This window comes from Flavobacterium sp. WC2430, from assembly GCF_040822075.1.
In the GTDB taxonomy this organism is placed as follows: Bacteria; Bacteroidota; Bacteroidia; order Flavobacteriales; family Flavobacteriaceae; genus Flavobacterium.
Window position 1 is genome coordinate 1711357 of the sequence record NZ_CP162007.1, and the last position, 13877, is coordinate 1725233.

The following is a 13877-nucleotide window of genomic DNA, read 5'->3' on the forward strand; positions in this document are numbered from 1 at the left end:
AGGAATTCTATAATGGGTTTCAATATTAATTTTCTAAATGATTTTTCTAATTAAATACTATCTTTGCAAGTTCATAACAAACATATAAAATGACATTATCACAAATTCTTACGCCTTCTATAGAAAAAGCAATTCTCGCTTTATTTGACATTACAATTGACAAAGTTGAATTTCAAACTACTCGGAAGGAATTTGAAGGAGATATTACCATGGTTATTTTTCCATTATTAAAAGTGGTAAAAAGCAATCCTGTAGAATTAGGAAATAAAATTGGTAACTATTTAGTTGAAAACGTAAGTGATGTAAGTCGTTTTAATGTAGTTTCAGGATTTTTGAATATTGTTATTTCGGATGAATATTACCTGAATTTCTTTAATGAAATTAAAGACAATGAAAAATTTGGTTTCGTCACTCCAAATCCAGATGAAAAAGCGGTAATGGTAGAATATTCTTCTCCAAACACTAATAAGCCTTTGCATTTAGGTCATGTTCGTAATAATTTACTAGGATATTCTGTTGCTGAAATTATAAAAGCCTCAGGTAAAAAAGTTTATAAAACTCAAATTATCAACGATAGAGGAATTCATATTTGTAAATCGATGCTGGCTTGGCAGAAATTTGGAAATGGAGAAACTCCTGAATCTACAGGCCAAAAAGGAGATAAACTAGTAGGAAATTATTATGTAGCTTTTGATAAAGCATACAAAGCAGAAATAGCTCAATTAATGAGCGAGGGAAAAACAGAAGACGAAGCCAAGAAGCAGTCGCCAATTATTCTAGAAGCACAAGAAATGCTTTTAAAATGGGAAGCGGGTGACGAAGCAGTGATTTCACTTTGGAAAAAAATGAATCAATGGGTTTATGACGGTTTTGCCATTACTTATAAAAATCTAGGAGTTGATTTTGATTGTTTTTATTATGAAAGCAATACCTATTTATTAGGGAAAGATGTCGTACAAATAGGTTTAGAGAAAGGTGTTTTTGAAAAAGATCCCGATGGTTCTGTTTGGATTGATTTGACTGATGAAGGTTTAGATCGTAAAATTGTTCTTCGTTCAGATGGAACAGCAGTATATATGACGCAAGATATTGGTACTGCAATTCAACGTGTAAAGGACTACCCAGATGTAGGTGGAATGGTTTATACCGTAGGAAACGAGCAAGATTATCATTTCAAAGTGTTGTTTCTTATCTTGAAGAAACTCGGTTTTGATTGGTCAAAAAATCTTTTCCACTTGTCTTACGGAATGGTTGACTTGCCATCTGGTAAAATGAAAAGCCGCGAAGGAACTGTAGTTGATGCAGATGATTTGATGAACGAAATGACTACTACAGCTCAAAAAATTGCCGAAGACCTAGGGAAATTAGATACCTATTCTTCCGAAGAAAAAGCCAATTTATACAATACAATTGGTCTTGGAGCCTTGAAATATTATATTTTAAAAGTAGATCCTAAAAAACGAATCCTTTTCAATCCCGAAGAATCAGTTGATTTTGCAGGTAATACAGGTCCGTTTATTCAATATACGTATGCCAGAATTCAATCAATAATTCGCAAAGCAAATTTTGATTTTTCTAATAAATCCGAAGCAGTTTCCCTTCACGAAAAAGAAAAGGAATTGTTGAAACAACTGGAATTGTTTCCAGAGGTAATTCAAAACGCGGCTCATAATCACAGTCCAGCTTTATTGGCAAATTATACTTATGATTTGGTGCGTGAATACAATTCATTCTATCAAGCCGTTCCTATTTTAGGTGAAGAAGAATTGAGTAAAAAAACATTCCGAGTACAATTGTCTAAAAAAGTAGCCGATACCATTGCTGCTTCTTTTAGATTGTTAGGAATTAATGTTCCTGAGAGAATGTAACTATATTGGGGCGTTACCCTGAAGAAGAAAAATCTTCAGGGTCGGGCTATCCGTTATAATCTCCCGAAAAAAATCGGGAGGATTTTCACTTCTATCCCTAACGCAAAACCAAAAACTGCAAAGAAAAAATCAGTATTTCAAAAGAACTATTTTCCTTTGTTCCTTTGTGTCTCAGAACCTTTGTACCTTTCTAACTTTATATTATATTTGCAATTCCTAAAACAACAATGACATGTTCGATAATTTAAGCGATAAACTAGATAAAGCCTTTCATATATTAAAAGGGCACGGAAAAATCACCGAAGTAAACGTAGCCGAAACTTTAAAAGAAGTGCGTCGTGCTTTACTTGATGCCGATGTGAATTTTAAAATTGCCAAAGATTTTACTACAAGAGTAAAAGAAAAAGCAATAGGACAAGACGTTTTAACGACTTTACAGCCAGGACAGTTATTGGTGAAATTAGTTAAGGACGAATTAACTGAATTAATGGGTGGAGATGTTGCTGGAATTAATCTTTCAGGAACACCTACAGTAATTTTAATGTCAGGTTTGCAAGGTTCTGGTAAAACTACTTTTTCTGGAAAACTAGCTAATTATTTATTGACAAAAAAGAATAAAAAACCACTTTTGGTTGCTTGTGATATTTACCGTCCTGCGGCGATCCAGCAATTATATGTAGTGGGAGATTCTATAGGTGTTGAGGTATACTCAGAGCCAGAAAATAAAAACCCAGTTGAAATTGCTCAAAATGCAATCAAGCATGCAAAAGCAAATGGTTTCAATGTAGTAATTGTCGATACAGCAGGTCGTCTTGCTGTTGACAAAGAAATGATGGACGAGATTGCTCGCGTTCATAAAGCAATTCAACCACAAGAAACTTTATTTGTTGTGGATGCCATGACAGGTCAAGATGCTGTGAATACAGCAAAAGCATTTAACGATATCTTAAATTTTGATGGTGTAATCCTGACTAAATTAGATGGAGATACACGTGGTGGAGCTGCACTTTCTATTAAAACTGTTGTAAATAAACCAATCAAGTTTGTAGGAACAGGTGAAAAAATGGATGCAATTGATGTATTCTATCCAGTTCGTATGGCAGAGCGTATCTTAGGGATGGGAGATGTTGTGTCTTTGGTGGAGAGAGCTCAAGAACAATTTGACGAAGAAGAAGCTAGAAAAATCCAAAAGAAAATTGCTAAAAACGAATTTGGTTTTGATGATTTCTTATCTCAAATTCAGCAAGTAAAGAAAATGGGTAATATGAAGGATTTGGTAGGAATGATACCAGGAGCTTCAAAAGCGATGAAAGATGTAGAAATTGAAGATGATGCATTCAAGCATATTGAAGCAATTATTCATTCAATGACTCCTGCTGAAAGAAGCAAACCGGCTCTTATAGACGTGAAAAGGAAAGCTAGAATATCCAAAGGTTCTGGGACAAAAATTGAGCAAGTAAATCAATTGATGAAACAGTTTGAGCAAATGAGCAAGATGATGAAAATGATGCAAGGTCCAGGAGGAAAAAATCTTATGAAAATGATGGGTGGGATGAAAGGCGGAATGCCTGGAGGAATGCAAAGATAAATTAAGACTTAGGTTTAAAATTTCAAGATATTGAAGTTTTAAACCTTTTTTAATAGTGTAAACAAGCAATTAAACAAAACTATTTTTTAAGGTTTTAAATTAAAGGCGATCCAAGAAACTTTAAATTGTAAACTTTAAACTTTTTAAACTAAATTAAAATGCAACTACTAGACGGAAAGAAAACAGCAGAAGATATTAAAAGCGAAATCGCTGCCGAAGTACAAAAGATAAAAAACAATGGAGGCAAAGTACCGCATCTAGCAGCAGTTATAGTTGGTAATGATGGGGCTAGTTTAACTTATGTTGGTAGTAAAGTGCGTTCATGTCAGCAAATTGGTTTTGACTCTACTTTAGTAAGTTTGCCAGAAACTACTACAGAGGCTGAATTATTAGAAAAAATAAAGGAGTTGAATGCCGATGACGATTTAGATGGATACATCGTTCAACTGCCTTTGCCTAAACATATTGATGAGCAAAAGATTTTGATGGCAATAGATCCAAATAAAGATGTGGATGGTTTTCATCCTGCTAATTTTGGAAAAATGGCGCTAGAAATGGAAACGTTTTTACCAGCTACTCCATTCGGAATCATGCAATTATTAGAGCGTTATAAAGTAGAAACATCGGGGAAACATACTGTAGTTATTGGGCGTAGCCATATTGTGGGACGACCAATGAGTATTTTGATGAGTCGTAAAGGATATCCTGGTGATTCAACAGTAACATTGACTCACAGTAGAACTAAAAATATTGAAGAATTTACAAAAAACGCTGATATTATCATTACGGCATTAGGAGTTCCTAATTACTTAAAAGCGGATATGGTAAAAGAAGGTGTTGTAGTTATTGATGTTGGAATTACTAGAGTTGCAGATGCTTCACACCCTAAAGGATATGTAATCACGGGTGATGTCGATTTTGATGAGGTAAGTAAAAAATCTTCTTTCATCACTCCGGTTCCAGGAGGAGTAGGACCAATGACTATTGCCATGTTATTGAAAAATACGCTATTGGCAAGGGAAATGAAAATAGCTAGAAACAGTTAAAAAAACATACAGTCTATTCGCCGCGACGGATAGGCTTTTTTATTATGGGAAACCCACAAGGAATACAGTTTGGTTCTATTGATGAATTTCTAGATCAGCTACCAGAAGAGGAAATAGAAATTGTCCTTTTTCTACGTAAAATTATTTTAGAATGTATGCCAGATTTAAAAGAGAAATTGGCTTACAATGTCCCTTTTTATTATCGTCATTCTAGAATTTGTTATATATGGCCCGCTTCCGTTCCATGGGGAAAAGTAACTACTGGTGTAGCAATAGGTTTTTGTAAAGGAGATAATTTCTTAGATGAGACTTTTGCTACAGCAAAATTTGCTTCAAAATTGATTTTTACTTCTACTCAAGAAATTGATGTTGAATCATTGAAACAACAAATCTATGAGGCTGTTTTAATTGATGATAAAATCGTTAAAGCAAGAAGGAGGAGAATTCAGTAAAACAATTTCGAAAATAAATTAAACACAAATTTCACTAATTTGCACAAAACAATTCGTGTAAATTAGTGAAATTTGTGTTTTTTCTTTAAGTGTATATTTTTTTTAAAACTAATAATCCCCTCTTTTCTTAAATCTAGGATCGTCTCTTTTGATAAATTCTGTTCGTCTTTTAGCAGGTTCTGCTTTTGGTAAACTTGCTTCTTCTGTTTTACTAGAAGGCTCAATAAGCTCATTTAATTCTTTTATTTCGGCATCGGTTAAATCGCGGTATCTTCCTACTTGTACATCTAGGGAAATATTAATAATTCGGATGCGTTTTAATGCTGTTACATCATACCCTAAATATTCGGTCATTCTACGAATTTGACGATTTAATCCTTGGGTAAGTATAATTTTAAAAATGTATTTACTGATTTGCTCTACTTTACATTTTCGGGTAACTGTGTCCAAAATGGGTACTCCATTTCCCATTCTTTCAATAAATCGATCGGTGATGGGCTTGTTTACGGTTACCGTATATTCTTTTTCGTGATTGTTTCTAGCACGAAGTATTTTGTTTACAATATCACCGTCATTAGTCATGAAAATCAATCCTTCACTGGCTTTATCTAGTCGGCCAATAGGGAAAATACGTTTAGGATAATTGATGTAATCTACGATATTATTGCGAACGTCTAAGTTTGTAGTACATTCAATTCCTACAGGTTTATAGAAAGCAAGATAAACTGGTTTTTCATTTCTTTCACGAATGAGTTTGCCGTCTATACGCACTTCGTCATCGGGGGAAACTTTTGTTCCTAGCTCAGGGACAACTCCATTGATGGTTACACGACCTTCTTCAATTATTTTGTCTGCCTCACGACGGGAGCAATAACCGGTTTCTCCGATGAATTTGTTGAGGCGTTTTAGATTTTCTTCCATAGTGCAAAAGTAACACTAAATTGTGTAATCGTTTATCTGGTGGTTTGTTTATTTGCTTAAGTTGATAAAAAGAGTCGGAAAGGGATCGTGTGGGACTATTTAGATTCGAATAAAAATTCCGAAACTTTTTTGTATAATTCATCACCATGTAAGCTATGCCCCAAACCATTTGTTTCAATAAAAATGGAATCTTTCCAAGTACTGGCAATTTTTTTTCCTTCTTCAAATAAAACAACCGTATCCTCAGTATCGTGAGCAATGAGTCCTTTGGTCTTTATTTTAGATGCAAATATTTTTCCAGAGAAATGTTCTAGCTGAAGTTTGAAATGGTCTAAATAATGTGTTTCTAGACCTTTAGAAATGGTAGAGTTCAAGCTAAGCATCTTGATATAGTTATTGAGAATAATTTTAAAATCGCTAGGCGCTCCTAAAATCACCATTTTTTCAATACTATCATTTTGATATTTAGACTGGTAGTACAAGCAGGTTTTTCCTCCTAGTGAATGCCCAATAAGGTATTGAGGTTTGAATTCTTTGACTACTATATCAATAAATGTAGCGTATTGAGGAATGTTGAATTCTTTTCCACTAGACAATCCGTGGGCTGGACCATCTATTGCAATTATAGTACTTCCTGATTCTTTTAAATAAGGGAGCATTTTTTTCCAGCGAGAAGCATTACTTTCCCATCCATGTACTAGTAATATAATAGTGCCATTTCCCTTCCAAGTATAAGTTTGGAAATATTCATCGTTATGTTTAAACGTTCTGCTTTCGGTTTCGCGAAGGATTTTGGGAAGTTTTGATTTGGTTAACCTGCCTTCTCTGGGTTCACTAAAAAGAGAGTAGGCTAATTGTGTGGCTTTATCAGGAGATACAAAACTTAAAAAATTAATGTATAATCCGATAGACTTTGTAAAAAGGAAGTAGAGTGTTTTTTTCATAATAAAAAAGTCCCGATGTGAATCGGGACTTAAATATAATTAAAATTTAGAAAATAACTTTTCCATTTTCTCTTTTTCTTCGTCGGCTAATAAACTGTCGACTAATATTCTTCCTGAATGCTCATCAGTGATGATTTTTTTTCTTGAAGCTATCTCCACTTGAGTTTGTGGTGGAATAGTAAAGAATGAACCTGCCGAAGCTCCTCTTTCGATAGATACAACTGCTAAACCATTACGAACGCTAGTTCTAATTCTAGTGTAAGCAGCTAATAATCTTTCTTCGATAAGGTTTTGGTATTCGCCAGATTTCTCTGTTAAAAACGCTTCTTCCTTAGCAGTTTCTGCCATGATAGCATCTAACTCAGATTTTTTATGTTTCAAATGATTAGATTTTACTTCTAATCTTTCTTTTGACTGAGAGATTACTTCTTTCTTATGTTCGATCGAAGCTTTCATTTCTTTAATATGCTTTTCAGCTAATTGAATTTCAAGTTCTTGAAACTCAACTTCTTTTGTTAAAGAGTTAAATTCTCTGTTGTTACGAACAGTTTCTTGTTGTTTTGTGTACTTTTTAATGCTCTCTTTGTGCTCGTCAATTGCATTCTTTTTTGATTTGATAAGGTCCTCGATTACTTCAAGTTCGCTTTTCAATTTTTCAGAACGGGTGCTTAAACCAGCAACTTCATCTTCTAGATCTTCCACTTCAAGAGGAAGTTCACCTCTTACATTTCTAATTTCGTCAATTCTAGAGTCAATCAATTGTAAATCGTAAATTGCTCTTAACTTGTCCTCAACACTTAATTCTTTCGTATTCGCCATATTCTTATAAGTACTTAACTGGATTTGTATTTTCTTCAGATAAAATGATTGCAAAATTAAGGATTTTTTTCCGAAGAAAATCAACAATATAATTTTTTGTATAGCGTTCGCTCTCAAAATGTCCAATATCTGCCAAAAGTAGTCGATTTTCGGCTTCATAAAACTGATGATACTTCAAATCGGCCGTCAAAAATGCATCGGCTCCAGCTGAAATTGCATTTTTTATGGCATAACTGCCAGATCCTCCCAGTACAGCCACTTTTTTTATTGGCTTTCCTGTAAATGTAGAATGTCGAATTCCATCGGATAGCATTTTTTCTTTTACTAAATTTAAAAAATCTTTTTCATCCATGGGAACTTCAAATTCGGCAATCATTCCTAATCCGATGTTTTGATGTTTATTTTGAAGTTCATACACTTCATAAGCCACTTCTTCATAAGCATGACTTTTAAAAAGGGCTTTTAAGATTTTTGATTCTAACTGTTTTTCAAAAGTAACTTCAATTTTGATTTCCTCTCCTTCTACAAATTCAAAGCGTTCTCCTAATTGTGGATTGCTATGTTCATTGCCCATATAAGTACCAATCCCTTTAGAGTTGAAACTGCAATCTTCATAATTTCCTATTTGTCCTGCACCAGCATCAAAAAGTGCATTTCTCACTTTTTCGGCATTTTCTGGAATAGTGTAGGTGACTAGTTTACGGATAAAATTTTGTTTAGGAATTAAGATTTTGGAATTTTTCAATCCAAGGGCATCACAAAATATTTTATTTACGCCTTCAGGATGATTGTCTAAAGCAGTATGCACAGCATAAATGGCAATATCATTTTTTATCGCTTTGATCACAGCTCGTTCTACGTAATTTTTTCCAGTGATTTTTTTTAAACCTGAGAAAAGTATGGGATGAAAACAAACAACCAAATTGCATTTTTCAGCAATGGCTTCCTCAATTACATTTTCTAATGCGTCATGACAAACTAGAATTCCAGTAGCTTCGGTTTCTTGATTACCAACTAACAAACCCACATTGTCAAAATCTTCAGCATAGGCGAGTGGAGCCATTTCTTCCAGTACTAAAAGGATTTCTTTTATTTTCATGGTATTTGAGTTTAGCGTTTTCAGTTTGAATTTTGATGATTGACTCTCTTTAAACTTTAAACAAAAGAGACAAAATATTTATTTCAAAGATAATTTATTATACTTTCGTAAAATGAATTTACTGAGAAAAATACTCTTTCCTTTTGCTATTATATATGGTTTGATCACGAGTATTCGGAATTTTCTGTATGATAAAGGAGTTTTGAAATCCTACTCTTTTGATTTGCCCACTATTGTTGTAGGGAATCTAAGTGTTGGGGGAACCGGGAAAACACCACAGATAGAATATTTAATTCGTTTGCTTTCAGACTCTTATAAAGTAGCTACATTGAGTAGAGGCTATAAAAGAAAATCAGAAGGCTTTATTTTGGCCGACGCTTCTTCTAATGCGGAGATTTTAGGCGACGAACCTTTTCAATATTATCAAAAATTTAAAAATATTTTTGTTGCTGTTGATGCCAATCGTAAAAACGGAATAGAGCAATTACTTTTGCAAAAGCAAAAACCAGAAGTGATTTTATTAGATGATGCTTACCAACATCGTAAAGTAAAAGCAGGTTTTTATATTTTGCTAACCACTTATGGAGAATTATATTCGGATGATTTTATGCTTCCTACAGGAAATTTAAGAGAGAGTAGGAGTGGAGCTAAAAGGGCTAATATTGTTATTGTAACTAAGTGTTCAGTAGATCTTTCGCTTGACGAAAAACAAAGCATAAGAACTAATTTAAAACTGGAACCCAATCAAGAACTGTATTTTACAGGAGTTGAATATGATACTTTTGTGTATTCTAAAAATAAAAAAATAGCAGTAAGCGAAATTAAAGGTATTGACACTGTGCTATTGGCAGGAATTGCTAAGCCAAAACCATTTTTTAATTATTTGTCAGCGGAAAATACAGTATGTTTAACTTTTCCAGATCATCATCATTTTGCACCAAAAGATATTTTAGAAATTAAAAACTTATCTTTAAACAAAATCATTATTACTACCGAAAAGGATTATGTTCGATTAAAAGAAAGTATTCCTGAAGATAAACTTTTCTATTTACCAATTAAAAGTAAGTTTCTAGGTGAAAGTGAAGCGTTTAAAAAAACAATACTAAATTATGTGGGAACAAGTTCAAGAAACAGTTAGTTATATAAATAATATTAATCATTTCAATCCAGAGTATGGAGTGATTTTGGGTTCAGGATTAGGGAGTTTTACAGACGATATTGTGGTTGAATTTACGCTACCTTATAATGAGATTCCAAATTTCCCTGTGTCCACAGTTCAAGGTCATAAAGGAGCATTGGTTTTTGGAACTATTGGAGGCAAAAAAGTGGTCGCTATGCAAGGGCGTTTTCATTTTTATGAAGGCTACTCTATGAAAGAAGTCACTTTTCCAATTCGTGTTTTGAAGTTTTTGGGAATAAAAAAATTGATTGTTTCCAATGCTTCTGGTGGAGTAAATCCTAATTATAGAATTGGAGAAATTGTAATTATAAAAGACCATATAAATTTCACACCCGAACATCCTTTGCGCGGAGCAAATGACGAACGTTTTGGACCTCGATTTGTGAACATGAGTGAACCTTATTCTAGGAAAATGGTTGCTAAAGCCAAAGAGTTGGCTTTAAATTTAAATATTGAAGTGAAAGACGGAATTTATTTAGGACTACAAGGTCCTAGTTTTGAGACTTTGGCTGAATATAGAATGGTGAAAATTTTAGGTGCAGATTGTGTCGGAATGTCTACTGTTCCTGAAGTTATTGTAGCGCGTCACATGGATTTAGAAACCTTTGGGATATCAGTAATTACTGATATTGGTGATGAAGATAACATCGATAGTATATCACATGATGAAGTTTTAGAAGCGGCGCAAAATGCAGAACCTAATGTAAGAAAGTTAATTAGAGAATTGATTATGAAATACTAGACTTTGAAAGGTTGTTTGCTATTGAAGCATAGAACTCTTCAGGTACAAAAGGTTTTGTGATTACATCATTCATTCCATAAGATAAAAGCATTTCTCTGTTTTCATCTAGTGAAATTGCAGTTAAAGCTATTATAGGAAGTGTTTTATTGAATTCTCTGATTTTTTGGGTTGCAATAGTTCCATTTATCCCAGGCAAATGGACATCCATTAAAACTAAATCATATTGATTGTTTTTTACGGATTCAATTGCATCCTCTCCATTGTCAATAATTTTACAAATAACGCCTTTGTATTCTAACATTTTTTGAGTGATCATTTGGTTGATTTTATTATCTTCAACTAATAATATGTTTTTATCTTTAAAAATAATGTCTTCGTACATTTTTTGCTTTTCAACAACTGGTAATTGTTGGTCATCTACTTTAAAGCTTAAGTCAAATGAAAATTTAGAACCTTTACCAAGTTCACTTTCTAGCTTTATTTGGCCACCTAAAATTTTTATTAATTTTTTTACAATGGTTAATCCTAAACCAGTACCACCATATTTACGATTTATCTCTACAGATCCTTGAGAAAAACTTTCAAATACCGTTTTTTGCTTATCCTTTGGTATTCCTATACCAGTATCTGTTATTTTAAAACATAAAACAGCATTTTTATTTTCTAAGGAAGTCATTTTTGCACTTACATTTACCTTTCCATCTTTTGTGAATTTAAGTGCGTTATTGATTAAATTCATAAATATCTGTGATAATTTTGTTGGATCTCCAATCAAATTATCGGGAATGTTTGAATCAATTTCTAAGGTAAAGTCAATATTGTTGCTTTTAGCTAATCCTTTCAAAGAGTTTTTTATATCTTCTAGTAAATTTTTAATATTGAAGTTGATATATTCAATTTCAACTTTGTTAGAATCAATTTTATTAATCTCTAATATTTCATTAATGAAGGTGGCTAGGTAATTCCCTGAAAATTTTAAAGAAGATAAATAATGCAATTGCGATTTTTTTGGGTTCTCTTCTAATAGTAAATGGGTAATTCCATTTATGGCATTCAAAGGAGTACGCAGTTCATGACTCACAGTAGATAAAAATTCAGATCTTGCTTTAGATGCTTTTTCTGTTTTCTCTTTTTCTATTAATAACTCATTATTTTTTTCCTTTAGTAATAAATTGGATTTATTACGGATAATATTGTTCTTATAAAGAGACAAGCTCAACAGGGATAAAATTGAGATTAATGAAATGGATAAAATATTTATCAGTTTAGAGAATTTATTGGTTTTAGCTTTCTCTAAATTTTGTTTGTTTATTTTTTCAATTTTCTTTAGTCGCTGCGTTTCTTTGAAATTTTCATAATCGTCTATTCCAAGTTTTTCGTTATTTAAAATAGCAATGCTTTCTTTTAAATTTAAATGTTGTTTTAGATAAGTATATGCATTACTCTTATCTAACATCTTTTCATATACTGAACTTAAAGCTAGAAGTATATTCGATTTTTGTTCAAGATTATCTTGTTTTGAATTTAATTCTAATGCCTTATTGTAGTAAGTTAAGGCTAAATTGTTGCGATTATTTTCCTCTTCAATAAGACCTATTTGATAAGAGGCTTCGGCTTTTGTATTTAAAAATGCAGGGTTGTCTGGTTTTGCAATTATGGTATTAAAAATAGAAGAGGCTACTATTTTATTGCCTTTGTTTTTGAGAATAATTCCTTTTTGAAGATTTATAAGTTCATCATAATCATCAATTTTTAATGCTTTATAAATAGATTGGGCTTTATTAAAACAAATTTCGGCTGCGCTATAATTTGATTTTCCAATATGAGAAAGTCCAAGATAATAATAAGTATTGGCATAACTCAGGGTTGGTTTTGTAGTTTCAAATAAAGCGATGCTTTCTGAAAAAATCTCGATCGCATCATTGTACTTTTTTAAAGTATAGTAAATCTCCCCTAATTTAAATGTTTGATTTGCTTGGTCGATTATGCTACCACTCGTTTCGCTGAAATTTATTGCTTTTTGAGTATAAAAAAGGGCGTTTTTATATTTGTTGTTTTTTATATTTTCATGGGCTAAGTTTGTGTAAAACTCAATACTATCCTTACTCTCATTAGTTTGAGAGTATAGTAATGAATTAAAAAAAACGAGATAAACCAAAAAGTATTTCATTTAAAGCTTTTTTTCGAATTAGTTTTTAGTGTATAATATTAAATCAATTATTCGAGATGAATATCCAATTTCATTATCATACCAACCTACTACTTTTACCATTTTATCAATTACAGAGGTTAACTGCGCATCAAAAAGGCATGAGTTTTTATTTCCAATTATATCAACTGAAACAATTGGGTCTTCCGTATAATCCATGATCCCTTTAAAGTCACCTAGAGCGGCCAATTTAAAAGCTTCATTGATTTCGCTTATTGTTACGGCACGTTTTACATTAAATGTGATGTCGGTCAATGAGCCATCTGGTACAGGGACACGAATACCACACCCTCCAATTTTACCTTCTAATAAAGGAAAAATTTTCGTTAATGCCTTTGCCGCTCCAGTTGTTGTAGGTACAATGGATTGACTTGCGCCACGAGCTCTGCGTAGATCTTTATGGGGCTGATCGTGCAAACTCTGGTCTGTTGTATAGGAATGAATTGTGGTGATGTATGCTTGTTCAATACCACATAGTTCATTAATTATTTTTATCATTGGTGCGGCATTATTTGTAGTGCAACTTGCATTCGAAATAATGGTTTCACTTCCGTCAAGAATATGTTCATTTACGCCTAATACTACTGTTTTAATAGTATCTACTTCTGACGGAGCGGATAAAATCACCTTTTTTGCACCAGCAATAATATGTCTGCTCAGCTCTTCATGCGTTTTATATTTACCCGTAGATTCTATAACATAATCAATGCCTATATTTTTCCAGTCTAAATCGGAAATGTTTTTCTCATGAAAAAATAAAAAATGGTTGTCATCAACTATAATTCCCTTTTCATCAGAACGTACTAAGTTAGGCAAAACTCCATGAATACTGTCGTATTTTAATAAATGTGCCATTGTTTTTGTATCAGCTATATCATTTACAGCAACAACAACAATGTCAGGATGGTTTAAAAGTAATCGAAATAAATTTCGACCTATTCTTCCAAAACCATTTATTGCAATTCTTGTTTTCAAATGTATTCGTTTAATCGTTTATTTGGTTAACCGA

12 protein-coding genes are annotated in these 13877 nt (G+C 32.7%); 6 read left to right on the forward strand and 6 right to left on the reverse strand.

The genetic code is table 11. From position 1 onward, the window contains the following. Positions 1-89 precede the first annotated feature (89 nt). From argS to AB3G36_RS07470, 4 genes are all read left to right on the forward strand, one after another. Positions 90-1868: an arginine--tRNA ligase gene (gene argS / locus AB3G36_RS07455; protein WP_367757492.1), complete on the forward strand. Its 1779-nt coding sequence runs from the start codon at positions 90-92 to the stop codon at positions 1866-1868. Positions 1869-2100: 232 nt separating this feature from the next. Continuing rightward, a complete protein-coding gene (ffh, locus tag AB3G36_RS07460; RefSeq protein ID WP_367757494.1) occupies positions 2101-3456 on the forward strand; it encodes a signal recognition particle protein in 1356 nt (451 codons plus the stop codon). 158 nt (positions 3457-3614) lie between these two features. Continuing rightward, the gene (locus AB3G36_RS07465; protein WP_367757496.1) at positions 3615-4502 is read left to right on the forward strand and encodes a bifunctional 5,10-methylenetetrahydrofolate dehydrogenase/5,10-methenyltetrahydrofolate cyclohydrolase; all 888 of its coding nucleotides are present in this window, start codon (positions 3615-3617) and stop codon (positions 4500-4502) included. A 44-nt stretch (positions 4503-4546) separates the two neighbouring features. After that, positions 4547-4954 carry a DUF1801 domain-containing protein gene (locus tag AB3G36_RS07470; protein WP_367757498.1) on the forward strand — a complete coding sequence of 136 codons (408 nt, stop codon included), beginning with the start codon at positions 4547-4549 and terminating at the stop codon, positions 4952-4954. A 108-nt stretch (positions 4955-5062) separates the two neighbouring features. Here the strand turns inward: AB3G36_RS07470 and rluF are convergent, their stop codons facing one another. From rluF to AB3G36_RS07490, 4 genes are all read right to left on the reverse strand, one after another. After that, positions 5063-5875 (reverse strand): 23S rRNA pseudouridine(2604) synthase RluF, encoded by an 813-nt coding sequence (gene rluF, locus AB3G36_RS07475; RefSeq protein WP_367757500.1) that lies wholly within the window; start codon positions 5873-5875, stop codon positions 5063-5065. 95 nt (positions 5876-5970) lie between these two features. Then, on the reverse strand, positions 5971-6819 hold the full coding sequence (locus tag AB3G36_RS07480) for an alpha/beta fold hydrolase (RefSeq protein ID WP_367757502.1): 849 nt from the start codon (positions 6817-6819) through the stop codon (positions 5971-5973). Between the two features lie 39 nt (positions 6820-6858). Further along, the gene (locus AB3G36_RS07485) at positions 6859-7638 is read right to left on the reverse strand and encodes a zinc ribbon domain-containing protein (protein ID WP_367757503.1); all 780 of its coding nucleotides are present in this window, start codon (positions 7636-7638) and stop codon (positions 6859-6861) included. Positions 7639-7642: 4 nt separating this feature from the next. Then, positions 7643-8737, reverse strand: a complete 1095-nt coding sequence (locus AB3G36_RS07490; RefSeq protein ID WP_367757504.1) for a Nif3-like dinuclear metal center hexameric protein — start codon at positions 8735-8737, stop codon at positions 7643-7645. Positions 8738-8849: 112 nt separating this feature from the next. On the opposite strand from AB3G36_RS07490, the gene lpxK reads away from it, so the two are divergent. Both lpxK and AB3G36_RS07500 read left to right on the forward strand, forming a co-directional pair. Further along, a complete protein-coding gene (lpxK, locus tag AB3G36_RS07495; RefSeq protein ID WP_367757506.1) occupies positions 8850-9875 on the forward strand; it encodes a tetraacyldisaccharide 4'-kinase in 1026 nt (341 codons plus the stop codon). Continuing rightward, positions 9847-10659 (forward strand): purine-nucleoside phosphorylase, encoded by an 813-nt coding sequence (locus AB3G36_RS07500; RefSeq protein WP_367757508.1) that lies wholly within the window; start codon positions 9847-9849, stop codon positions 10657-10659. The genes lpxK and AB3G36_RS07500 overlap by 29 nt, the downstream gene beginning before the upstream one ends. Here AB3G36_RS07500 and AB3G36_RS07505 read toward each other — a convergent pair. Continuing rightward, positions 10646-12829, reverse strand: coding sequence for an ATP-binding protein (locus AB3G36_RS07505; protein ID WP_367757510.1), 2184 nt, complete (start codon positions 12827-12829; stop codon positions 10646-10648). The two genes, AB3G36_RS07500 and AB3G36_RS07505, sit on opposite strands and share 14 nt — an antisense overlap. A gap of 18 nt (positions 12830-12847) precedes the next feature. Beyond that, on the reverse strand, positions 12848-13843 hold the full coding sequence (gap, locus tag AB3G36_RS07510; RefSeq protein WP_367757512.1) for a type I glyceraldehyde-3-phosphate dehydrogenase: 996 nt from the start codon (positions 13841-13843) through the stop codon (positions 12848-12850). Positions 13844-13877 lie beyond the last annotated feature (34 nt).